Source organism: Janthinobacterium leeuwenhoeki, from assembly GCF_051380795.1.
In the GTDB taxonomy this organism is placed as follows: domain Bacteria; phylum Pseudomonadota; class Gammaproteobacteria; order Burkholderiales; family Burkholderiaceae_D; genus Janthinobacterium.
The window spans coordinates 200475-223914 of sequence record NZ_JBNYXT010000007.1; the positions used below are offsets into that span (position 1 = coordinate 200475).

Annotated in this window: 22 protein-coding genes and 1 pseudogene; 6 read left to right on the top strand and 17 right to left on the bottom strand. The window is 62.3% G+C overall.

The genetic code is table 11. The annotated features are described in order from the left end of the window. Positions 1-7: 7 nt before the first annotated feature. The 4 genes and pseudogenes from ACQ4WS_RS09185 to ACQ4WS_RS09200 all read right to left on the bottom strand — a co-directional run. A complete protein-coding gene (locus ACQ4WS_RS09185) occupies positions 8-1108 on the bottom strand; it encodes a glycosyltransferase family 9 protein (RefSeq protein WP_436475569.1) in 1101 nt (366 codons plus the stop codon). A gap of 35 nt (positions 1109-1143) precedes the next feature. Beyond that, positions 1144-2877: a lipid A export permease/ATP-binding protein MsbA gene (gene msbA / locus ACQ4WS_RS09190; protein ID WP_436475571.1), complete on the bottom strand. Its 1734-nt coding sequence runs from the start codon at positions 2875-2877 to the stop codon at positions 1144-1146. Between the two features lie 49 nt (positions 2878-2926). Then, on the bottom strand, positions 2927-4138 hold the full coding sequence (locus ACQ4WS_RS09195) for an O-antigen ligase family protein (RefSeq protein WP_436475573.1): 1212 nt from the start codon (positions 4136-4138) through the stop codon (positions 2927-2929). Positions 4139-4391: 253 nt separating this feature from the next. Beyond that, a pseudogene (locus ACQ4WS_RS09200) lies at positions 4392-5630 on the bottom strand (malic enzyme-like NAD(P)-binding protein); the annotation flags it as partial. A 207-nt stretch (positions 5631-5837) separates the two neighbouring features. On the opposite strand from ACQ4WS_RS09200, the gene ACQ4WS_RS09205 reads away from it, so the two are divergent. Both ACQ4WS_RS09205 and ACQ4WS_RS09210 read left to right on the top strand, forming a co-directional pair. Next, positions 5838-6863: a LacI family DNA-binding transcriptional regulator gene (locus tag ACQ4WS_RS09205; protein WP_436475575.1), complete on the top strand. Its 1026-nt coding sequence runs from the start codon at positions 5838-5840 to the stop codon at positions 6861-6863. Positions 6864-6936: 73 nt separating this feature from the next. Further along, positions 6937-7476, top strand: coding sequence for a hypothetical protein (locus ACQ4WS_RS09210; RefSeq protein WP_436475577.1), 540 nt, complete (start codon positions 6937-6939; stop codon positions 7474-7476). On the opposite strand, the gene ACQ4WS_RS09215 is transcribed toward ACQ4WS_RS09210, so the two are convergent. From ACQ4WS_RS09215 to ACQ4WS_RS09275, 13 genes are all read right to left on the bottom strand, one after another. Next, positions 7452-8075: a LysE family translocator gene (locus ACQ4WS_RS09215; protein WP_436475579.1), complete on the bottom strand. Its 624-nt coding sequence runs from the start codon at positions 8073-8075 to the stop codon at positions 7452-7454. The genes ACQ4WS_RS09210 and ACQ4WS_RS09215 overlap by 25 nt on opposite strands. Positions 8076-8154: 79 nt before the next feature. Then, positions 8155-8943, bottom strand: a complete 789-nt coding sequence (locus ACQ4WS_RS09220) for an AraC family transcriptional regulator (protein WP_436475581.1) — start codon at positions 8941-8943, stop codon at positions 8155-8157. A gap of 2 nt (positions 8944-8945) precedes the next feature. Beyond that, positions 8946-10409, bottom strand: a complete 1464-nt coding sequence (rng, locus tag ACQ4WS_RS09225) for a ribonuclease G (protein WP_010401074.1) — start codon at positions 10407-10409, stop codon at positions 8946-8948. A 43-nt stretch (positions 10410-10452) separates the two neighbouring features. Further along, positions 10453-11073: a Maf family protein gene (locus tag ACQ4WS_RS09230; RefSeq protein ID WP_436475582.1), complete on the bottom strand. Its 621-nt coding sequence runs from the start codon at positions 11071-11073 to the stop codon at positions 10453-10455. Between the two features lie 8 nt (positions 11074-11081). Continuing rightward, positions 11082-11552 carry a 23S rRNA (pseudouridine(1915)-N(3))-methyltransferase RlmH gene (gene rlmH / locus ACQ4WS_RS09235; RefSeq protein WP_034747108.1) on the bottom strand — a complete coding sequence of 157 codons (471 nt, stop codon included), beginning with the start codon at positions 11550-11552 and terminating at the stop codon, positions 11082-11084. Between the two features lie 6 nt (positions 11553-11558). Continuing rightward, positions 11559-12248, bottom strand: coding sequence for a ribosome silencing factor (rsfS, locus tag ACQ4WS_RS09240; RefSeq protein WP_436475585.1), 690 nt, complete (start codon positions 12246-12248; stop codon positions 11559-11561). Further along, positions 12249-12944 carry a nicotinate-nucleotide adenylyltransferase gene (locus ACQ4WS_RS09245; RefSeq protein WP_436475587.1) on the bottom strand — a complete coding sequence of 232 codons (696 nt, stop codon included), beginning with the start codon at positions 12942-12944 and terminating at the stop codon, positions 12249-12251. Next, complete coding sequence (gene hemF, locus ACQ4WS_RS09250; RefSeq protein ID WP_436475589.1) at positions 12941-13855, bottom strand: oxygen-dependent coproporphyrinogen oxidase; 915 nt, start codon at positions 13853-13855, stop codon at positions 12941-12943. Before hemF ends, ACQ4WS_RS09245 begins: the two co-directional genes overlap by 4 nt. Before the next feature lie 101 nt (positions 13856-13956). Then, positions 13957-14760: a hypothetical protein gene (locus ACQ4WS_RS09255; protein ID WP_436475591.1), complete on the bottom strand. Its 804-nt coding sequence runs from the start codon at positions 14758-14760 to the stop codon at positions 13957-13959. Next, on the bottom strand, positions 14757-15404 hold the full coding sequence (locus ACQ4WS_RS09260) for a hypothetical protein (RefSeq protein WP_436475593.1): 648 nt from the start codon (positions 15402-15404) through the stop codon (positions 14757-14759). The genes ACQ4WS_RS09255 and ACQ4WS_RS09260 overlap by 4 nt, the downstream gene beginning before the upstream one ends. Positions 15405-15407: 3 nt before the next feature. Continuing rightward, positions 15408-15629 (bottom strand): hypothetical protein, encoded by a 222-nt coding sequence (locus ACQ4WS_RS09265; protein WP_436475595.1) that lies wholly within the window; start codon positions 15627-15629, stop codon positions 15408-15410. A gap of 373 nt (positions 15630-16002) precedes the next feature. Next, on the bottom strand, positions 16003-17271 hold the full coding sequence (purD, locus tag ACQ4WS_RS09270; protein WP_436475596.1) for a phosphoribosylamine--glycine ligase: 1269 nt from the start codon (positions 17269-17271) through the stop codon (positions 16003-16005). A gap of 70 nt (positions 17272-17341) precedes the next feature. Beyond that, on the bottom strand, positions 17342-18067 hold the full coding sequence (locus ACQ4WS_RS09275; RefSeq protein WP_034786485.1) for a YebC/PmpR family DNA-binding transcriptional regulator: 726 nt from the start codon (positions 18065-18067) through the stop codon (positions 17342-17344). 155 nt (positions 18068-18222) lie between these two features. Here ACQ4WS_RS09275 and ACQ4WS_RS09280 point away from each other — a divergent pair, with 155 nt between their 5' ends. The 4 genes from ACQ4WS_RS09280 (at position 18223) to ACQ4WS_RS09295 (ending at position 23205) form a co-directional block, all read left to right on the top strand. Next, a complete protein-coding gene (locus ACQ4WS_RS09280) occupies positions 18223-20694 on the top strand; it encodes an alkaline phosphatase D family protein (RefSeq protein ID WP_436475598.1) in 2472 nt (823 codons plus the stop codon). A 158-nt stretch (positions 20695-20852) separates the two neighbouring features. Continuing rightward, the gene (locus tag ACQ4WS_RS09285; RefSeq protein ID WP_436475600.1) at positions 20853-21773 is read left to right on the top strand and encodes a DMT family transporter; all 921 of its coding nucleotides are present in this window, start codon (positions 20853-20855) and stop codon (positions 21771-21773) included. Positions 21774-21802: 29 nt separating this feature from the next. After that, positions 21803-22192: a methylglyoxal synthase gene (locus ACQ4WS_RS09290; protein ID WP_436475602.1), complete on the top strand. Its 390-nt coding sequence runs from the start codon at positions 21803-21805 to the stop codon at positions 22190-22192. Between the two features lie 23 nt (positions 22193-22215). Continuing rightward, complete coding sequence (locus ACQ4WS_RS09295; RefSeq protein WP_436475604.1) at positions 22216-23205, top strand: quinone oxidoreductase family protein; 990 nt, start codon at positions 22216-22218, stop codon at positions 23203-23205. Positions 23206-23440 lie beyond the last annotated feature (235 nt).

Sequence of the window (23440 nt, forward strand, 5' to 3'; positions counted from 1 at the left end):
GCGTTGTCTAGGCGATGGTCTGCAATACCTGATCGACCGAGATCGCCTTGACCCAGTCGCTGCGCCGCGCCACCGTGATGACGGTGCTGTTGGCGCTGTCGAATGGCGCCCATTCCGGATTCTTCTTGCGCATCAATGCCACCACCGGCACATGCACGGCGTTCGCCAGGTGCATGATCGACGTTTCCACCGAAATAATCAGGTCGCATTGCGCCAGCATGGCCGGCAGCTGGAAAAAGTTGTCGACGGCGCTGAAGGCTTGCGTGCGCGGCAAGCCATGCGCCTGCACGACGGCATTCACCTTGGCCAGTTCCTGCGGCATGGCATTGATCAGGAAGCAAGCATTTTCCCACTTCGGCATCGCCTGCATGCGCGCGATCAGCTCGGCGATGCGCTCCAGCGGCCAGCCGCGCTTGTGCGACTTGGCAAACGGGTTCAGGAGTACGAGCGGCCCCTGGCGCGGGGCAAAGCCCCAGGCAGCCAGCTGTTGCTGAGCCTGCTGCAGCGCGGGCTCGGGAATGTGCACGAAGGGATAGCGTTCGGTCACGGGAATGTCGAGTCCCGTCAATTGACGGAACCAGTCCGCGTATACGCTGCTGATATGGTGCTCACCGGCATCCTGTCCCGCATACGATGCCAGCACGGCGTCGATCTTGCGGTAGGCCAGGTAATGCCAGGGGCGCAGCGGGCTGAACGGTTTGCGCGTGCCGATCACCAGCCCGTTAGGGCTGATCGCGCGGGCGAGATCCGCGTACTGCTGTGGCCGTACGTGGGCCAGTGACACGACGACAGGATAGTGTTCCTCCTTGGCCTCGCGCAGTGACTCTTCGTACAGCGCCGGGCTGTATGTCTTGCGGTACACCTTGGCGAACAGGCCCGATTGCTCTACCCAGTCGTACAGCGAATAGGTGCGCAAGCCTTCCCATTGCCGGGCGTCGGAGGTGCGGCGGACTTCATCGACCCACAAGTGGATCTGGATATGGGGATAGGCCGCGGCAAAGGCGCGGAAGCCGTTCTGCAGGTAGGTAAAGTCTCCCAGCGCCAGATGGGCGATGAAAAGAATTTTGTCCGACTTTTGTAGAAGTTCGGCGGGAATCAAAGGCGTCATGTATCAGTACGATTTCAGGTATTCATTCGATGGTGTCAAACCACTTGCTGGGAAAATTGCAGGCGATGCAGATTGGCATACGCGCCGTTGGCATCCAATAATTGCTGGTGATTGCCGGTTTCCATTATTTTCCCATGTGACAATACCACGATACGGTCCGCACGTTCAATTGTTGATAGCCGATGAGCAATAACGAGGGTGGTTTTACCTTGCATCAGGTGTTCCAATGCCGCTTGCACGGCCCGTTCCGCTTCCGTATCCAGTGCCGAGGTGGCTTCATCGAGGATCAGGATGGGCGCATCCTTGTAGATCGCGCGGGCGATGGCCACGCGCTGGCGTTGGCCGCCGGACAGGCGCGAGCCGTTGTCGCCCAAGCGCGTTTCCAGGCCATCGGGCAAACCGTCGATGACGTCCGACAGGAAGGCGGCTGCGGCGGCCGCTTCGATGCGCTGCCGGTCCGGCGCCGCATCGCCATACGCGATATTGGCGGCCAGGGTATCGTCGAACAGCACTACCTGCTGGCTGACCATGGCGATCTGGCTGCGCAGGCTGGTCAGGGCGATGGCATCGATATTCTGCCCATCGAGCAAGATCTCGCCTCTGCTGGCCGAGTAAAACCCGGGCAGCAGGCTGACCAGGGTCGATTTGCCGCCGCCGGACATGCCGACAAAGGCGACCGTTTGTCCTGGCGCAATGCTCAGGTCGATGTGTTGCAGGGCCGGTTCCGGATGTCCTGGATAGGCAAAGCTCACGTCCTTGAATTCGATGCGGCCTTTGCTGCGGCCAGCGAGCGGCTTGCCGCCCGTGCGTTCCGGCGTCTTGTCGATCAGCTGGAAGACTTCCTCTGCGGCGGCCATGCCGCGCTGCAGGGGGCCGTTGACTTCAGCCAGTTGCTTCAATGGCGTCAGCAGCATCAGCATGGCCGTGATGAAGGAAACAAAGCCGCCGACCGTGATCTGCCCCTGCTCCGACTGGAACAGCGCCATTACGATGACCAGGGCCACGGCGGCAGCCGTGATCACCTGGGTGATAGGCACGGTGGCGGAAAAGGTGGTGGTCATGCGCATGCTGTAGCGGCGCAATTGCTCGGCACGCTCTTCGAAGCGCGACTTTTCGTAGTGTTGGCCGCCGAAGATCTTGATCACTTGCTGGGCGCGCGTGGTTTCCTCGATGACCTGGGTCAGCTCGGCATTGACGGCCAGCGAGTCGCGGTTGAGTTTTTTCAGGCGTTTGCCCGTGGTGCGCACGACGATGGTCAGCAGGGGCAGCAGCACCAGGGTGACCAGGGTCAGCACCCAGTTCAGGTACAGCAGCCACGCCAGCAGGCCCAGTACGGTCAGCGAGGAGCGCACGATCGAGGTAAACACCTTGGTCACCATCTCGATGATCTGCTGCACTTCGAACATGATGGAATTGATGACCTTGCCCACCGTGTGCGTGTTGTAGAAGTCGATGGGCAAGTTCAGCATGCTGGCAAACATTCTGCGCCGCAACTCGTTGAGGATGCGCGTGGAAACATAGCTCATCAGATAGCTGCTGGCAAACGTCGACGCGCCGCGCATGGCAAAGATGCCGATGACGATCAGCGGTACCAGCCAGAAGGAAAAACTCACCTTGCCGCCAAAACCATTGTCGAGCAGCAACTTGAGCGCATACGGCAGCAGCGGTTCCGTGGCCGCCGTGACGACCATCGCCAGCAAGGCCAGGGCCAGGTGTTTCTTGTAGGGCGAGTGCAGCGCGGTGAGGCGCTTCAGGTCGGGCGTGAGCATCGGTATGGTTCCTTGCAGGGACAGCAAAAACGGTCAGGCGGAAAACAGCTCAGGCAATGCGTTCTTGCTGGCGCAGCATGGCCCACAGTATCACCATCGGGAAGACCAGAATGATGATGCCGATATTCAGGGTAAGCGAGCTTGTCGTCAGGCCAAAAATCATATAACAAGCGCATAGCACCACGCCGGCCAGGGCATAGGGCTGGGCTGCTGGGGCACTGCGGCGAAGGGCGCGGACAAACAGGACAAATGGAACGAGGAAGAGTGCCAGCAAGGCCAAGACACCGATAATGCCGCGCTTGACCAGGGCATCGAGGTAGTCGTTGTGGGCGTTGGTATGGTTTTTGATGACTTTATCCATTTTGCCTTCGTCTGCCATCTGTTGCTTTGCAGCCAAATAACCATTGCGGCCCATGCCGAGCCAGATATGGTTACTTGATAAGGACCATGCGGAGCGCCACATTTCTATGCGCTGGCCAATGGACGTGGTCACATTGTCGCTGTCCTGGAACTGTTTGATGTCATTGACAGCCACTGCCACGCGCTCGGGCACGGGGGAGTTGGGAAGTGTGTAGGCAAGTATGAACGCCGCCAGCAGTGTACCGAGCGTAGTGGCCAGATAGCGTGTGCCGCGGCCCTTCGAATAATAGTATGAAAAAAGGCAGCCACAGACGGGTAATACCAGCCAGCCGCCGCGGCTACCGCTGATGACGGATCCCAGAATACCGGACAGGCCGCCCGCTAGCAGGAGCAGGCTCCATGCCAGGCGGCGGCTATGCTCTCGTGCCCATCCCATGCCACATAGGGCTAGCATGCCAAATAGCATGCTGACATTGCCGTAATGAATGGCATTACTGGTTGCCGCTTGCGGGCGGTACATCTCGAGTGCGAGAAATTGCCAGAAAGCCAGAGCCGCTCCACTGATGGCGCCGATGGCCAGGCCGCTCCACCAGGCCTCTGGCCGGGGCGGATATGCCAGCAGCAGCAGCAGCACGGGTGCGGCTAGCAGTGCCCGTAATGGCATATCGAGTTCGCGGGCAGGATCGCCGTGGTACAACATATTGGCGGTAAAGACGAGGAAGTACAGCAGCAGCGCACCGAGCAGCAGATAATCCTGGCGTTGCAAGTTCAGGCGGGGGCGTTTCCATAGCAGCCAGCTGCTGGCCAGCAGCAGCACCAGCGCGCCAAGGGAGTATCCGCTGTTGACAGCCAGCGTCAATGCCGAAAATAGAAAAACAGAAACAGAAGTCAGGCCGAGCATGAAAATCCTTGGTAACGCACGTCGTCGCCATTCTGGCAACTGTAGCAACATAAAGTAGGCGCCATTGTAATCGAAGGCGGTGGCAAAAACGTCCCTGGGAATTTACTCTTTGGCAACTGCATCGGTGGTTTCAAGGGGGGAATGAAAAAAACCATGGTTTTCAGCCATGGTTTTTTTGTAAGCAATGGTAACTTGTTGTTATTTTGCTAATGCAAGGAAGTCCTTGCCAAGTGCATCAGGCAGTTGTCGGCACGCGGGTGGCGACGCCGGTGGCGATGGCCGCTTGCGACACGGCAGGTGCAACCCAGCTGCGCAGGCGCTCGTCGAACGGCGAAGGTATCAGTTGCAGCGGCGTCAGCGCGCTGCTCTCGTGACCCGGCAACGGCTCCTTGGCCAGCGCGGCGATGGCGCGCACGCAGGCCAGCTTCATTTCTTCGTTGATGGTGGTGGCGCCCACGTCGAGCGCGCCGCGGAAGATGTACGGGAAGCACAGCACGTTGTTGATCTGGTTCGGGTAATCCGAGCGGCCCGTGGCCACGATAGCGTCGTCGCGCACGGCATGGACTTTTTCCGGGGCGATTTCCGGATGTGGATTGGCCAGGGCGAAGATCAGCGGCTTGGCTGCCATCGATTCGACCATCTGCGCGCTCACCACGCCGCCCTTCGAGACGCCGATGAAGATGTCGGCGCCGACCATGGCGTCGGCCAGGTCTCGGTCGCTCGTGTCGTTCGCGTAGCGCGCCTTGTTCTCTTCCATGCTGGCATCGCGGCCCGGGTAGATCACGCCCTGGCTGTCGCAGACTTTCAGCAGCGATTTGTTCAGGCCCAGCGAGACCAGCAAGTCCAGGCAGGCGATCGACGCGGCGCCAGCGCCCGAGACCGCCACTTTGACGTTGCCGATATCCTTGCCCACCAGTTCCAGGCCGTTCAGGATGCCGGCCGCGACGATGATGGCCGTGCCGTGCTGGTCGTCGTGGAAGACGGGGATGTTCATGCGCTTGCGCAATTGCTGTTCGATGTAGAAGCAGTCCGGGGCCTTGATGTCTTCCAGGTTGATGCCGCCGAAGGTCGGCTCCATGCGCACCACGGTGTCGATGAACAGGTCGGGATCGTTCTCGGCCAGTTCGATGTCGAACACATCGACATCGGCAAATTGCTTGAACAGGCAAGCCTTGCCTTCCATCACCGGTTTGCTGGCCAGCGGGCCGATATCGCCCAGGCCCAGCACGGCCGTGCCATTCGTGATCACGGCCACCAGGTTGCTGCGCGAAGTGTAGATGCCGGCCGTGCGCGGATCTTCCACGATGGCTTCGCAGGCAAAGGCCACGCCTGGCGAGTACGCCAGAGTCAGGGCGCGGGCGTCGCCCAGCGGTTTGGTTGGCGTGACGGAAATCTTGCCTGCGCGGGGTTCCGCGTGGTAGGCGAGGGCGGCTTCTTTCAGGTTGAAGGTTTCGCCGTTCTGTTCGGCGTGCTTGCTGTGGGAAGTAGACATAAGAATTCTGGGGAGGGCATATTGGGCCCGAGTGGTCAATCCGGGGCATGTTATGCAAGCGTTTGCACGCTGTCAAGGCTGGATTGTGCTTAATCCTGCCAAAACCGCTTTGGGCAACGGTATTATTTCAATGCAAGCGTTTGCTCGGTTTTTGACGGAATGGGGAATTTTTACGATAAAATCACGGTATTGCGATCCGGGAAGCCCATGACAAACAAGAACCCCACCTTAAGCGACGTTGCGCGGGCCAGCGGCGTGCACTTTTCCACCGTCTCGCGCGTGATGAATCCGGCAACGCGGCAAATGGTCAGCGCCGAGGTGGCCGCGCGCGTGCTGGCCGAAGCGGGCCGGCTCGGCTACCGGCCGAACCGCGCCGCCTCCACCCTCGTCACGCGCAAGTCGCGCATCATCGGCGTGGTCTTGCCCGACATAACCAACGCGGTTTTCCCGCCGATCCTGCTGGGCATCGAGGAAGGCTTGCGCAAGCATGGCTACCTGGCCATCGTCGCCAATGTGGGCGCCGACGAGGAAGAGCAACTGTTCGTCATCAATCGCTTGCTGGGGCAGCAGGTCGACGGCCTGATTTTGGCTACCGCACGGCGCGACGATCCCGTCATCAAGATGTGCATCGATCAGAATGTGCCTGTCGTTACCGTCAACCGCAGCGACGAGACGGGCGTCGCGTCCTGCGTCGTCAGCGACGACGTGGTCGGCATGCGCCTGGCCGTGGAACACTTGCTGGCGCTGGGCCACCGCCATATCGCGCACATTGCTGGCCCGGAAAACCTGTCCACGGGCCACGTGCGCCGCCTCGGTTTCCTGGCCGCTATCCAGGCCAGCGAACTCGATCCCTCGCAAGCCTTTGTGTTTGAAAGCAGTGGCTATTCGCGCGAATGCGGCAAGGCGGCCCTGCTGGAACTGCTGCGCCAGTCGCCGCGGACGACGGCCGTGGTGACGGGCAGCGACCTGGTGGCCCTCGGCTGCTACGACGCCATCCGCGAACTGGGCTTGAGCTGCCCCGAAGATATTTCCGTGGTGGGCCACAACGACATGCCATACATGGACATGATCCGTCCGCCCCTGACCACCATCCGCATCCGCCACCATGGCATCGGCACGGAAGCGGCCCGGCTGATCCTGCAAACCATCGCCTCGCCCGATTCCCCGGTGCTCGACGTGCGCCTGAAACCCGAGCTGGTGGTGCGCGAATCGACGGCCGCCCCCAAGGGCTGAAGCCGCCCCTGGGGCCGCGCCGCTGCAAGGTGGTACACTGGCGCCCCTCAACGTATTTTGCCCCTCTATCGCCATGACCAAAACCAACACGCCTTCCCCGAAACGCCGCGAAGAGGGCGTCGCCAAGCTGACCGTCAATCCCTTCCTCGATGCCGAGTTCTACGCGCGCATGCGCGACTACACGGAGCGCGATGCGGCCATCATCAAGGAATTGAAAGCCATTGCCGAGATCCGCGCCGGCAACAAGCAGCCCGATCCCCGTCTGGCGCCGTCGCTGTCAGCCTTGCGCGACACCGTCAAGAAAGGCCTGACCTTCGGCGAGATGCTGGATCGCATGGCCGCCGGCAAGGAAAAAGGCTTGTGGGAACCGTGGATGACGACCTTCGGCATCGAGATCCGCGCCGTCAACTACGGTGCCGGCCCGCGCAACGCCTGCCTGGTGCTGGACCTGGCCGCGAATGCCCCCGCGCACGCCATGTTCGCCAAGGCCGGCATCCAGAACTGGCGCAGCCTGGCCGCCGACGATTGCTCCGTCGTGCGCTCGGAAAAAGCCACTGAGACGTCGCCACTGAAAGTGTATGCCGTGTTTTACCTGGATCCACTGCCAGCTTGAGCCAGTAGCGCCACCGCCAGCACGATCAGCATCACGCCCGACAGCCGCTCCAGCAGCGGCAGCGCGCGCGCAAAGCGCTGCCGCAGGGCGTTGCTGCCGATGGCAAGCGCCACCGCCATATCCCATGCCAGCACGGCAAAGACCATCCACGCGCCATACGCTGCCATCACAGCGGGACTGGTCTGCCTGCCGGCCAGCACGGTGGCCAGGCTGACATAGAACAGCGCATTCTTCGGGTTCAGGATGGCGGAGACAAACCCCATCACGATACCGCCGCGCCAGTGCGCCTTGCCAGTGGCGGGCTTTGCATCCAGGCTGCTCTTGCCCGCATGGCGCAAGAACAGCCAGCCCAGGTACAGCAGATAGGCGCATCCCGCCAGGCGCACCAGCATGAATGCCGTACTGCCCGCCTTTAGCACCGATAGTCCGCCAAACGCCGCCACGATAAACACCGCATTGGCTGCGGTAATTCCCATGCACGTGCCGGCGGCACTGCGCCAGCCGTGTGCCAGCGAGGTGCGCGCGATCAGGAAAAAATCGGGACCGGGCGACAGCAGGGAAAGAAAGTGGGCAGCGGCGATGAAGAGGAAATCCTGCATGTAAGTCGGCTCCGGCAATGGCGATGCGCGAGTATGCTGGGGCCGGCGACAAGCTGTATTGAAGAAAATTGCAGGCGCCTTAGCCGCCTTGGCCGCGATAGCGCCCCGGCGTGATGCCCGCATGCGCCTTGAAGACGCGCTGCAGATGGCTCTGGTCGGCAAAGCCCAGCTCATGCGCCAGTTGCGCCAGCGCCGTCCCTGCCTGCAAGCGGCTGCGCGCGCGGTTGACGTGCATATTTAGCTGGTAGGCATGCGGCGTCATGCCGGTGGCGGCGCGGAAGGCGCGGATCAGTTGATACGGGCTCAGGCCTGCCGCTTGCGCCAGTTGCCGCAGGCTGGCCGAAGGCCGCGCCTGCAGCGTTTCGAGCACGGGCGCCAACTGCTGTGGCAGCGGCTTGCGTTCCGACGGCAGCAGGTCTGTGCGGACACTGGCGCAGGCGCCCAGAAACGCCAGCAGCGCCGCATCCTTCTGCGCCGCGCTGGCCCTTGAAAACAGCAGCGCATTCATGGCGCAAAACTGCGCGTACAGTACTGGGCAATGCAACACCGCCGCCGTGTCGCCATCGAGCGCCGGTGCGTGTGCTTGCAGCCACTGCGCATCGAGATGCAGCATCTGGTAACTCCAGAGGGAGTCAGGCAGGGGATTGCAGGCGTGTACGCAGCCGGCCGGTACCAGCACCAGGCTGCCATTGCCGAGAGCGACCTTGCCGTCTTTGCTGCCCGCAAAGATGCTGCCGCCAGCGTCGACGGCGCCGATGGAAAACGTGGGATGGCTGTGCTGCTTGTAGCACGCCCGGCTGTGGCAGGCGCGCCGGCTCTCCACGTGGGGCAGGAGCGGGTCGCGCCAGAAGGCGGTGCTGCCGGGCATGGCTACATCAAAATCACGTCGTACTGCTCCTGGTGGTAGGCATTCTCCACCTGCAGCGAGATTTTCTTGCCGATGAAATCGCCCAGCATGGCCAGGTGCTGCGATTCTTCTTCCAAAAACAGGTCGACCACTTCCTGCGAGGCGAGGATGCGGAATTCGCGCGGGTTGAACTGTTTTGCCTCGCGCAGCAGTTCGCGCAAGATTTCATAGCAGATCGTGCGCGAGGTCTTGACTTGTCCCTTGCCGGCGCAGGCGGGGCACGGTTCGCACAGGATGTGGGCCAGCGATTCGCGTGTGCGCTTGCGCGTCATTTCCACCAGGCCCAAAGGCGAGAAATTGCTCACCGACACCTTGGTACGGTCGCGCGACAGGGTGCGTTTCAGTTCGGCCAGCACGGCGTTGCGGTGCTCGGCATTGTCCATGTCGATGAAGTCGAGGATGATGATGCCACCCAGGTTGCGCAGGCGCAGCTGGCGCGCGATGGCGTGCGCCGCTTCCAGGTTGGTCTTGAAAATCGTGTCGGCGAAATTGCGCCCGCCCACAAAGCCGCCCGTGTTGACGTCGATGGTGGTCATCGCTTCCGTCTGATCAACGATCAGGTAGCCGCCCGATTTCAGGTCGACCCGGCGGCCCAGTGCGCGCAGGATTTCTTCTTCTACGCCATATAAGTCGAACAACGGGCGTTCGCCCGTGTAGTGTTGCAGGCGCGTCAGTTCGCTGGGCGTGTAGATTTCCGCGAATTCGCGCAATTTCACATAGTTTTCGCGCGAGTCGACCTGGATGGTGGCCGTTTCATCGCCGACGAAGTCGCGCAGCACGCGCTGCGCCAGGCTCAAATCCTGGTGCAGCAGGCTGGTGGCGGGACGCGTGCGCGCGCCGTGCGTGATGGTGCTCCAGGTCTTGCGCAGATAGTCGACGTCCGCCTTCAAGTCCGCGTCGGACGCGTCTTCGGCCATGGTGCGCACGATGTAACCACCCTTTTCATCGGGCGGCAGCAGGCTTTGCAGGCGCACGCGCAACTGTTCGCGTTCCGCTTCCTTCTCGATTTTTTGCGAGATGCCGATGTGCTTGTCTTGTGGCAGGTACACCAGCATGCGCCCGGCGATGGAAATCTGCGTCGACAGGCGCGCACCCTTGGTGCCGATCGGGTCCTTGATCACCTGCACCGTCAGCACCTGGCCGTCGAAGAGGATTTTTTCTATCGGCGCCGGGGTCGTGTTCTGGCCGTCGTGGCCGCGTGCTTCCCAGATGTCGGCCACGTGCAGGAAGGCGGCGCGCTCCAGGCCGATGTCGATGAAGGCCGATTGCATGCCCGGCAACACCCGCACCACTTTGCCGGAATACACATTGCCGGCCAGGCCGCGCGTGAGCGTGCGCTCGATGTGCAATTCCTGCACGGCGCCCTGCAGGATGAGGGCGACGCGCGTTTCTTGCGGCGTGATATTGATCAGGATGTCTTCGTTCATGGAGGCGCGGGAGTGGAGGCAACGAATGACATCATACCCGGGATCAGGGCAGGGGCAAACCTGCTTCACGCAGCAATTGCGCCGTCTCGTACAGGGGCAGGCCCATGATGCCGGAATGGCTGCCTTCGATATGCTCGACGAACAGGGCGGCGCTGCCCTGGATGCCGTAGCCCCCGGCCTTGTCGTAGGGCTCGGGCGTGGCGCAATAGGCGGCGATCGAGGCGGGCGAGAGCAGGCCGAAGCGTACTTGCGACACCTGTGTGCGCTGTTCCGCGAAATCCTTGTAATGCACGGCGATCGAGGTGAGCACTTCGTGCGTGCGGCCCGACAGTTGCTGCAGCATCGCCACGGCTTCCGCGCGGTCGGCCGGCTTGCCGAGGATGACGCCGTCGATGGTAACGGTGGTGTCGGCTGCCAGCACGGGGCGCGGGGTCAGGTGGCGGCGGCGCACCAGGTCCCAGGCGAAGGCGGCTTTTTCATTCGACACGCGGGCGACATAGTCGAGCGCCGATTCGCCGGGCAGGACTTCCTCGGTGACGTCGGCGCCGCGCGGGCCATCGCTGCGCAGCAGCAGCAATTCGAAATCGATGCCGATCTGGCGCAGCAGTTCGCGCCGGCGCGGACTTTTGGAAGCAAGGTAGATCTTGTGATCAGCCGTTTTCATGGGGGAGTTCAGACGCGGTGATAGGGGTGGTTTTGCGTGATCGACCAGGCACGATACAGCTGCTCGGCGAGGATCACGCGCACCACGCCGTGCGGCAGAGTCATGCTGGAAATGCGCAGCATGCCTTCGGCACGTGCCTTGAGTTGCGGATCGAGGCCGTCGGCGCCGCCGATCAGAAAGGCGGTGTCGCGGCCATCCTGCTGCCACGCCATCAACTGCTGCGACAGGCCGACACTGGTCAGGTCCTTGCCGCGTTCGTCGAGGGCGATGATGCGCACGCCCTTGGGCAGGACGGCTTCGATGCGTTCGCGTTCCAGCGCCATCGCCGTGGCGGCGGTCTTGCTGCCGGAACGCTCCACCGGCTTGATTTCTTTCAGCACGATGCGCAATTCCGGCGGCATGCGCTTCGCATACTCCGCGAAGCCCGTCTCTATCCAGGCCGGCATTTTATGGCCGACCGCAGCGATGATGAGCTGCATCGAGGCTTACGCTTCGACTTTTTTGATACGCTTGATCACGGTTTTTGCCGGTGCAGCATCGGCTGCCGGCTTGGCCGCGCGTGGGGCGCGCACTTTTTTCTCTGGCAGCGCTTTCAAGGCTTTCACGGCGGCCGCTTCGGTCTTGGTTGGCGCGACTTTTACGGTCTTGCCGACGGCTTTGGAAGCGGTGGTTTTCTTCGCCGGGGCTTTCTTGGCGGCGGTGGTTGCCGTGGCTTTCTTGGCCGGTGTCTTTTTCTCGATCACAGGCGAAGCTTCCACATTGGCCTTGCTCGCTGCCAGATGGCCGCTGACCTTTTTCGGCTCGTCGCCGGCCGCTTTTTTCGGCGCGCGCTTGGCGGCGCCCAGCTTGACCGGGGTGTCGCCCCAGATTTCTTCCAGGCGGTAGTAGGCGCGGATAGGCGCTTGCATGATGTGGACGATCATGTCGCCCAGATCGACCAGCACCCATTCACCGGTTTCCTCGCCTTCCATGCCGATGATATCGCCGCCGGCGTCCTTGACCTTGTTGCGCACCGAGGCGGCCAGCGCCTTGGTTTGACGGTTCGAGGTACCGGAGACGATCGCGATGCGGTCGAACAGGCTGGTCAGGTGACTCGTTTCGAAGACGGCGATGTCTTGGCCTTTGACGTCTTCAAGGGCGTCAACGACGAGGGTTTGCAGTTTTTTGATGTCCATTTAGCTTTTGTATAAATTATGTTGTTCAATATAGTCTAGCACTAGCGGGGAAACAAGCGAGTTTGCCCGATTCCCCCGTTGTAATGCCGCACGTATTTCGGTGGCGGAGATATCCACCGCGAAGTCCTGTGCCAGATAAGTCAGACCGTGCGGCGTGTTGCGGATGCTTTCCAGTGACCCCAGGCGGCGCGAAAATTCTTCGGCGACCACTTGCGGCACTGCGGTGTCATTCAGCGCGAAGCCGGGGCGGGCCGCGACGCAGATATGCGCGTATTCAAATAATTGCTGCCATTCGCGCCATGTCGCGAGCCGCTGCAACTGGTCGGCGCCCATCAGGAAAACGATGGATGCACGCGCTCCCAGCTCGGCGCGTACCTGGCGCAAGGTATCGATGGTGTAGCTGGCCTGGCCATGTTCGCTGCGCTCGATTTCCTGGCGGTCGATCACGACCGGCAGGGGCAGGCCGCCAAACGCCAGACTGGCCATCTCGGCGCGCTGCTGGCCGGTGGCGCCCAGGTCACCCTTTTGCCAGGGCGCGCCGGCCGGAATCACGCGCAGTTCATCGGCGTGCAGCAGGCTGGAAAAATGCGTGCCCAGCGCGACATGGCCTATATGTACTGGATCGTAGCTGCCGCCCAGCAGCGCCACGCATGCCGTACTACTCGCAGTACTACCCGCCGTGCCAGCTTCCGTCACGCCTGCAGCCAGTCGCGATGCACGAGGAAGTCAGTATACAACGCCGCTTCGGCACTGCCCGCTTCCGGGTGCCAGTCGTAGCGCCACTTGACCACGGGCGGCATCGACATCAGGATCGCCTCGGTGCGGCCACCCGACTGCAGGCCGAACAGGGTGCCGCGGTCGAACACCAGGTTGAACTCGACATAGCGTCCGCGCCGGTAGCACTGGAAATCGCGTTCGCGTTCGCCATAGGGCGTATCCTTGCGGCGCGCCAGGATCGGCACATAGGCGTCGATGAAAGCGTCGCCGGCACTGCGCATCATGGCGAAACTGTCGTCAAAGCCCAGGGCATTGAAATCGTCGAAGAAAATGCCACCGGCGCCGCGCGCTTCGCGCCGGTGCTTCAGGTAGAAATAATCGTCGCACCACTGCTTGAACTTCGGATGCAGTTCCGCGCCAAACGGCGCCAGCGCATCATGGCATACCTGGTGAAAGTGCTTCACGTCGCCTGCGTCGCCATAATACGGCGTCAGGTCCATGCCGCCGCCGAACCACCATACGGCTTCGCCATCGGTATTCACGGTGCTGAAAAAGCGCACATTCATGTGCACCGTGGGCGCGTATGGATTGCGCGGATGCAGCACCAGCGACACGCCCATCGCTTCCCACGCCTTGCCGCCCAGTTCAGGGCGCGCGGCCGCTGCCGATGGCGGCAATGCGGCGCCGGTGACGTGCGAAAAATTCACGCCGCCCCGCTCGAATACATTGCCTTCCTCGATCAGCCGCGAAATGCCGCCGCCGCCCTCGGGGCGCTGCCAGGCATCGGTCAGGAAGGGCTTGCCGTCCTGCGCTTCGAGCGCCTGCACGATACGGCTTTGCAAATTGAGCAAATAGGCCTTGACAGCCGAAGCAGAGGGAGTTGACGACATCTTGGGGGCCGTGAAAGGCGGAATAAAAAACTGAGGAGGGATTGTACCCTGTTGCGGATTTTTGTGATAGCAAAACCGGCGATGCTGTTGCCCGCCCTGCTTTACTGAGGTGGTTTGTCCTGCACCACATGGACATCATATTGCACGCTGTCAAGGCGCGGTTGGCGGGCGGCGTCGATTGCTTGCGCCGCACGCTGCTGCAGGTCGTCGCGTTCCACCGTGTCGACCGGCTGCGCCAGCGGTGCCACAGGCGTTGGCTGCCCGCGCTTGAACCACAACGGTCCCACAATCGCCACGCTCATCAGCATCACCAGTATCAGCACTATCATCAGGACGTTGAACGGGCGCGCGGCGCGCCGACCATATTGGGCCGGCGGTTTGCCGGCAGCATCGACGATCACGCGCGCCAGTTGCGAGCCGTTCGCGCGTGTGCGCGCTTGCAGCTCCTTGTATTGCAGCGGCGATAGCGTGCCCTGTTTCAGCATATGGCGCAAGGCCGCGACGGGCGTGGCGGCCAGGTGATCGGCTGGCAGGCTGTTGTGGGCGGCGTCGCGCTGCCACGGGTTGATCAGGTTCTGCTCGTGCAGCGCGTCGACCGCCTGCCGGTTCACTTGCTGCAGCGCGGCGCTGGCCAGTTGCCGGCGTGGTTCATCGGCGGGCAGCTTGTGCAGCATCTTGAAAAAACGCTCCTCGGGCACCAGTTCGGCGCTCAGCAGCCAGGCCAGCGTCCTGACCTGGTCGGCATTCATCGCCAGTTCCGGCACATCAATGTCTTCGGCAGCATTGTGCGCGCGCTGCAGCTCGATGATCTCCAGCTCGGCCAGCGTATCGTCGTATTCGTCGCTGGTGATCAGGCCGAGGCGCAGCAGTTCTGCCAGCGGTAGCAGGCGTGGATCGGTGCTCATGGCTGCAGGCCACCGGTAAGCAAGCCATACACGACGGACGTCACCAGGATCAACCCCAGCACGATCAGCGCGCCTTTCCAGGCCGGTGGGCGCTTGTACGGGATGCGGTCGTGACCATGGCGTAGCCTGGACGCTTCCATGACTTCGCGCGCCAGTTCGCTGCCATGTTCACGCACGTGCACTTCCAGCGCCTCGAACTGCGCCGTTGGCAGGATGTCGTTGACCACCAGCCAGCGCATGGCGATCCAGGGCGTATAAAACATGCGGTCGGCTGGCACCGCCGCGTGTGCAGCATCGCGCTGGAACTGGTTCAGCAAATCGAGCTCGTACAAGGCGTCGACCTCGCGGCGGTTGTAGTGGCGCACCCCCTCTGCTGCCAGCGCCTGTTGCCTGGGTGGCAGTTTGGCCACGCGCTGGTCGAAGTCATTCTTGGGCAGCAGATCGGTCAGTAGCAGCCAGCCCAGGGTGCTGACCAGGTCGGCGTCCTGCGCCAGTTCCGGCATGTCGACCGGATCCTCGGGCGGGTGCAGGCGTTCATGGGCGGCGATATCGCGTTCCGAGCTGGCCTCGTCCAGTTGCTGCGCGGTGATCAGGCCAAGCTGGTGCAACTGCTGCAGCGATGCGTGCGGTGGTTCGCTATGCATGGCTTACTCTTTTACTTTGGCCTGCCGCAGTTCGCCGGCAAACTGCGGCGTCACCGACCAGCCCTTGCCGGCGCTTTCTTCGCTGCCGCGCTGGAAGGTGAAGTTGCCTTCCAGCATGATCTGGCGCCGGTACAAGCACATCAAGGTGTCGGGTAGCGGCGTACCGATGGCGAGCTGTGGCAAGTCGGGATGCGCAAGCGCTTCGACGCAAGTATGCGTGCACATAGGTAGATAGCTTGTCATCGAGGGTGGGTTTATCAAGAATCAAGATGATAAATTTTACAATGCAATCTCGTTTCCCCAGCGTACTATTGAAGTTGCGCCTGATCCAGTTCTATCCTGAACTACGGTGTTGCTGAGCAGTTCTTGCCTTCCTTGCTGCGCTGGAAAGCAAAGTCGCCTCGCTGCAGCACCGACACTGCCAGCACCTTTGTTGCGACAGCGGGCGCAAGGTCGTCATGGGCCAGCAGCCGGCGGCACGAAAGCACGCCGGACAATACTTCCTTGTCATGGCGAGCAATGGCGGGCAATCAAAATGAAAACGGGCCGGGGCGGATGCATTCCGCGCCGGCCCCGCCGTTTTTCGCCAGGGGCGTGCTTAGTGCTTCAAACCGCGCCAGCCGATGTCGCGGCGGTACTGGGCGCCGTCGAAATGGATTTTTTCCACGGTTTCATACGCCTGCTTTTGCGCCATCTTGATGCTGTCGCCCAGACCCACCACGCACAGCACGCGGCCGCCGTTGGTGACCAGGCGCTCACCCTCGATGCGGGTGCCCGCATGGAAGGTGACAGAATCGACGGTTTCGGCCGGGATGTCGCCGATCTGCGTGCCCTTGACCGGATCGTCCGGGTAGCCGGCGGCAGCCATGACGACGCCGACGGCCGTGCGGCGGTCCCATTCCAGTTCCACGGCGTCGAGCGTGCCGTTGACGGCATGTTCCATGACGGTCACCAGGTCGGTTTTCAGGCGCGCCATGATGGGCTGCGTTTCCGGGTCGCCCATGCGGCAGTTGAATTCCAGCGTCTTCGGCGTGCCCTTGTCGTCGATCATCAGGCCCGCGTACAGGAAGCCCGTGAACGTGATGCCATCCTTGGCCATGCCCTGGATGGTCGGCACGATGATTTCGCGCATGACGCGCGCATGCATGGCCGGCGTGACGATGGGGGCCGGCGAGTACGCGCCCATGCCGCCCGTGTTCGGGCCCTGGTCGTGGTCCTTCAGGCGCTTGTGATCCTGGCTGGTGGCCAGCGGCAGGATGTTCTTGCCGTCGCACATGACGATGAAGCTCGCTTCTTCGCCGGCGAGGAATTCCTCGATGACGATCCGCGCGCCGGCGTCGCCGAACTGGTTATCGGACAGCATCATGTCGACCGCCTGGTGCGCTTCTTCCAGGGTCATGGCAACGACCACGCCCTTGCCGGCAGCCAGGCCGTCGGCCTTGATGACGATCGGTGCGCCCACGGCGTCGATGTAGGCATGCGCGGGAGCGACGTCGGAGAACGTCTGGTAGGCGGCCGTCGGGATGCCGTGGCGCTGCATGAAGGCCTTGGCGAAGTCTTTCGACGATTCCAGCTGCGCCGCTTCTTTGGTCGGGCCGAAGATTTTCAGGCCGCGCGAGCGGAACAGGTTGACGATGCCCGCCGCCAGAGGCACTTCCGGGCCGACCACGGTCAAGCCGATGTGTTCCTGTTGAACGAAGTCGGCCAGCAATTGCGGGTCGCTGATGTCGAGATTGACCAGGCGCGCATCGCGCGCGGTGCCGCCATTGCCCGGCGCGACATACACCATCTGTATGCGTTCGGACTGGGCCAGTTTCCAGGCCAGGGCGTGTTCGCGGCCGCCAGAGCCGACTACCAGAATTTTCATAGGGACCGTTCGTTCAATGTGGGTTGCAGGGCGGCGCTGCCGCCCTTGAGGTATACAGCTTATTTTTTGCTTAATTTTCGATCAGGGCATTCGTAAACACTTCCTGGACGTCGTCCAGCAGCTCCAGCGCATCGATCAGCTTTTGCATCTTGATGGCGTCGTCGCCCGCGTAGACGGTTTCCGTCGCCGGCTTCATGATGACCTCGGCCACTTCGGCCTTGAAGCCGGCCGCTTCCAGCGCTTCCTTGACGGTGGCGAAATCGTGCACGGGAGTGACGACTTCGAAGCCGCCTTCTTCATCGGCGATGACGTCGTCGGCGCCCGCTTCCAGCGCCGCTTCCATCAGCTTGTCTTCATCGGTGCCCGGCGCGAACAGCAGCTGGCCGCAATGCTGGAACATGAAGGCGACCGAGCCTTCGTTGCCCATGTTGCCGCCGTTTTTGTTGAAGGCGTTGCGTACCTCGGCCACCGTGCGTACTTTGTTGTCGGTCATGCATTCGACGATGACGGCCGCGCCGCCCACGCCGTAGCCTTCGTAGCGCACTTCTTCATAGTTGGCACCATCGACGCCGCCGCTGCCGCGGTTGATCGCGCGCTGGACGTTGTCTTTTGGCATATTGGCGTCAGCCGCCTTGTCGACGGCCAGGCGCAGGCGCGGATTGGTGATGGCATCGGCGCCGCCCATGCGGGCCGCGACCGTGATTTCCTTGATCAGGCGCGTCCAGATTTTGCCGCGCTTGGCATCGGTGGCAGCCTTTTTATGCTTGATATTGGCCCATTTGCTATGTCCTGCCATGTCGAATCTTCCTTAGACGGGTGTTCAATTGTGGCCGACATTTTAGCATATCGGCCCCCTGCGAAGCGGCATGGCCCCGTCATCAGGATGACACAATCTGTTGCTAAAGTGACGCGCTTTCACCATATCGAGGGCGCTACATCATGGCAAGTCAAATGGATAGGCGGCAATTTCTGAAATTGGGAGGCTTTATCACCGTCTCCGTGGCCACTGCCGGCCTCGCCGCCTGCGGCAGCACCGATTACAGCGATCCCGGCGTGCCTCTCGCTACGGGCGGCGACTGGAAATTCCCGCAAAGCGTGGCCTCTGGCGACCCGCGCGCCGACAGTGCCATGCTGTGGACGCGCGTCGTGCCCGCCAGTTTTGACGCCGTCGCGCCCGCCGTGGCCGGCAAGTCCGACCTGGCCGTGCGGCTGATCGTCAGTGCCAGCGACAATACGGCTGCCCTGGGCGGCAACACGGCTCTGCTTGGCACGCCCATCGTCGATGCGAAATTGCCCCTGAAAGCCGATTTCGACAATACCCTGCGCCACAAGGTGACAGGCTTGCAGCCGGGCCAGGTGTATTTTTACCAGTTCATCGCCGGCGACGTGCGCTCGAACGTGGGCCGCTTCAAGACGGCCCCCGCCGCGACCAGCGACGTGGCACAGCTGCAGTTCGCCTACCTGACGTGCCAGGACTGGAGCATCAACCACTGGGGCGCGCTGTCGCACATCGCCGCCAACGAGGCGCTCGACTTCATCGTCCACCTGGGCGATTACATCTATGAAACGGTGGGCGAGGCCTTCCAGAGCGGTGCCGTGGAAGGCCGCCACGACCAGCTGAAACTGCCCGACGGCACTTACAAGAGCGGCAACGCGGGCGCCAAATACGCCACCACGGTGGCCGATTACCGCTACCTGTACAAGAAATACCGCACCGACACGCGCCTGCAAGCCGTGCACGAGCGCTTTGCCTTCATCGCCATCTGGGACGACCATGAATTCACGGACGACGCCTGGCAGGACGCGTCCACCTACGAAGGTATCGTGGCCGCCGACGGCAGCGATTTGCACCAGCCGGCGCGGCGCCGCAGCGCCAACCAGGCCTGGTTCGAATACATGCCGGCCGACGTCACCTTCGATGCCGCCGCGACAACGTTCCAGAACATCCAGATCTACCGCGATTTCCAGTTCGGCAAACTGATGCAGCTGGTGATGACGGACGAGCGCCTGTATCGTGCCGACCATGCGATTGCCGAGTCGACCATCAACCCGGCCACGGGCAAGCCCTTGGGCAGCGTCGGCAGCCGCTACCTGGTGCCGCAGGCGCTGTTCGACAGCGTGGAAGGGCAGAAAATGGCCGTCGCCACCAAGGCTGGCGCCGATCCGCTGGCCGCCGTTGGCATGCTGGGCAGCACGCAGCGTGACTGGTGGAAAGGCAAGATGAAGGCGGCCACGTCCACCTGGAAGCTGTGGGGCAATGAAGTGTCATTGCTGCGCATGGGCTTGAATGGCACGGATGCGATTGCCACCTTGCTGGCCCTGAGCGCCATGGCTAACGTGGGCAAGGCCATCGCCAGCACGCTGCCTTTGGTGGGCGGCAGCGTGCCGCTGGCCTCGGCCATCGTGGCTGCCTCGACGGCGGGCGCATCGACGACCCTGGCGCAAACGGCGGCCATGGCGATTGCCGGCGCGCCAGCCAACGCCGGCGCGCAAGGCGCCGCTGCCGTGGGCGCCGGCTTGAGCGCGGCCCAGGCCGGCATCACGGTAGCTGCCTATAACAGTGCTTCGCCGGCCGCCGCCGCACAAGTGATCGCCTTCGGCTGGATCAAGCCCGACGTGCAGGCCAAGGGCGCGGCATCGAGCTTTGTCGCCGCTTCCGGCCAGCAAGCGGCGCTGGCGCCTTTCTTCACGCGTTTCCTGCTCAATTGCGACCAGTGGGATGGCTACAACAGCGAACGCAAGAATTTGATGGCGCACCTGAAAACGAATGCCATCGGCAACGTGGTGGCCCTGACCGGCGATATCCACTCCTTCTTTGCCGGCACGGTCAGCGACGACTTCGATGCGGCTGGCGGCGGCACGCCTGTCATGGTGGATCTGGTGTCGGCGGGCGTGAGCTCGGATTCCTTCTTCAGCTACCTGAAGTCGGCTGCCGGCAGCATGGGCGATATCGGTACCCTCGTCAGTTATCCGCTGGCGATTCCCGTGACGGGCCTGGGTACGCTCAACCTCGACATCAACCTGCTCGACTACACCATGGGCAAGGCGGCACCTACCGTCGACAGCCTGCTCGAGCAGTTGCGCGTGCAACTGCGCGGCGCCCTGGCCGCCAAGGGCATGCCGGAAGCGCAGCTCGATGCGACGGTGGCAGCCGTACAGGCGGGCTTGAAAGCGAGCGCTGACTTCAATACGACCCTGCTGGGCCTGGCGCAGCAATTGTCCGGCCTGGGCAACAATCCGTGGATCAAGCATCTGAACACGGACGCGCAGGGTTACACGGTGGTGACCTTGACGCCGGGCAAGCTGGTGGCGCAGTTCAAGCAGGTAAATAAACTGATCGGCATGGCGGCACCAAGCAAGGTGATTGCAAGGGTGACGACGGCGACAGTGACGGCGGGCGCGGCGGCGGTGGTGGTGGCGTAAAGGCGGGCAATGGTGGTGTTGTCGGGTTACGCCCTTTGGGCTAACCCGACCTACGCCCTACCCCAAGGCAAGGGCCGGGGTCGGACCCTCAGGGTCCGACCCCAGTATTTGCTGTTGGGGTTATCAGTCGCCTTTGGCTTTTGCCTTACAATCTGGGCATGAGCTCCAGTTCCCCGCAAGCAACCCCATCTTCGCTTCCCCGTTCCCTCTACCTCGGTGGCCTGGCCATCGCCGTGGGCGGGGCGGTGCTGTTTTCCACCAAGGCCATCGTCGCCAAGCTGCTGTACCGCTACCAGATCGACGCCGTCACCCTGATCGCCTTCAGGATGATCTTTTCGCTACCCGTCTTCGCCGTCATCGCCTGGTGGAAGATGCGCACGGAGCCGCCGTTGTCGAATAGCGACCGCTGGCGCCTCGTTGGGCTGGGTCTCGTCGGTTACTACCTGTCCAGCTATCTGGATTTTCTTGGCTTGCAATACATTTCTGTGGGACTGGAACGGCTGATTTTGTTCCTCACGCCCACTTTCGTGCTGCTGATTACCACCGTGTACTTCAAGCAGAGCATCAGCCGCTTGCAGTGGCTGGCCTTGCTCACCTCGTATTGCGGCATCGTGCTGGTCTTCGTGCACGACTTGCAGGGCGGCGCCAGCAATGTGGCGCTGGGGTCGACTCTCGTGCTGGGCTCGGCCTGTGCGTATGCCGTGTATCTGCTGGGCTCCGGCGAATTGGTGAAGCGCATCGGCTCGATGCGGCTCGTTTCCTACGCGATGTGCGTGGCCAGCTTTGCGTGCATCGCCCAGTTTTTCATCCTGCGCCCCGTCGAGTTGCTGATTCAGCCCATGCCCGTGTATGGCTTGTCCTTGCTGAACGGCATCTTTTGCACGGTGATGCCCGTCTTCATGACGATGATCGCCGTCGAACGCATCGGCGCTCCCGTCGCCTCGCAGGCGGGCATGATCGGCCCCGTGTCGACCCTGTTCCTGGGCGCCATGATCCTCGATGAACCGATCACCAACTGGCAACTGGCTGGCACCAGCCTCGTATTGGCCGGTATTTACTTGCTGTCGAAAAAGAAATAATTCCTCCACCCACTGAAATGGTCCTCACCATGAAAACACGCATCGCCCTGATTGCCCACGACAAGAAAAAAGATGACATGATTACCCTGGCGGGCGAATACCTGGACTTTTTGAAGGGTTGCGAACTGTCGGCCACGGGCACCACGGGCGGCCGCCTGATCAACGAGCTGGGCTTGCAAGTGGAGCGCAAGCATTCCGGCCCGTTCGGCGGCGACTTGCAGATAGGCTCGCTGCTGGTGGAAGGCTTGATCGATTGCGTGATCTTCCTGCGCGACCCGATGACGCCGCAGCCGCATGAGCCGGACATCAACGCCCTGGTGCGCGCCTGCGACGTGCACAACGTGGCGTGCGCGACGAATCTGTCGTCGGCGCACCTGGTGCTGTCGCAGCTGCAGGCACTGGCCAACGCGGCCGCCTGATTCACCTAGATGAGGAGATGAGCATGAGCGCAACGATCACCACCAAAGCCATTCGCGTACAGCGCGTGGGCGGCCCGGAAGTGATGGAATACGTGGACGTGGAACTGCCGCCGCCCGGTCCAGGCGAGGCGCGCGTAAAACACGAGGCCATCGGCCTCAATTTCATCGACGTGTATTTCCGCACGGGGCTGTATCCGCAGCCGCTGCCCAATGGCCTCGGCGTCGAGGGCGCGGGCATCGTCGAGGCGGTGGGCGAGGGCGTCACGGAAGTGAAAATCGGCGACCGCGTGGCCTACGCGGCGCGCATCAATGGCGCGTATGCGCAGCAGCGTAACTTGCCGGCGGCCTTGCTGCTGGTGCTGCCCGAGCGCATCGCTTTCGATACGGCCGCCGCCATGATGCTGCAAGGCTTGACGGTGCAATACCTGTTCCATCGCACGGTAGCCTTAAAGGCGGGCGATACTATCCTGTTTCACGCGGCTGCGGGCGGTGTCGGCCTGATTGCCTGCCAATGGGCGAAGGTGCTGGGCGTGAACCTGATCGGCACGGCCGGTTCCGATGAGAAGGCAGCGCTGGCCAAGGCGCACGGCGCGGCCCACGTCATCAACTACAACACGGAAGACTTCGTCGAGCGCGTGCGCGAGATCACGGGCGGCAAGGGCGTCTCGGTGGTCTACGATTCCATCGGCAAGGATACGTTTACGGGCTCGCTCGACTGCCTGGCGCCGCTGGGCATGATGGTCAGCTTCGGCAACGCGTCCGGTCCCGTGCCCGCCTTCACCCTCAGTGAGCTGGCCTCGCGCGGCTCGCTCTTCCTCACGCGCCCGGCCCTGTTCAGCTATGCCTCCAACCGCGCGAACCTGGAAGAGATGGCGGCCTCGCTGTTTGGCGTCGTCAGCAGTGGCGAAGTGCAGATCGAGATCAACCAGCGTTACGGCCTGGCCAATATTGCCCAGGCGCACACGGACCTGGAAGGGCGCAAGACGACCGGTTCGACCATCATCGTGCCATGAGCGGCGGCAGCGAAAAAGACGGCACGCCGAAGTTCGGCCGCCTGCTGATCGTGCTGTTACTGGCCGTGGCCCTGATCGGCGTGCTCACCTTTGCCGCCGAGGCGTATTACTCATAGGCATAAAACGTAGACATAAAAAAACCGGCTTGCGCATTGCTGCACAAGCCGGTTTTTTAAAAATACTCCAGACTTCTCGCGCCTGACAAAACCGTAGCGAGCGGAAGGGAGCTGCGGTC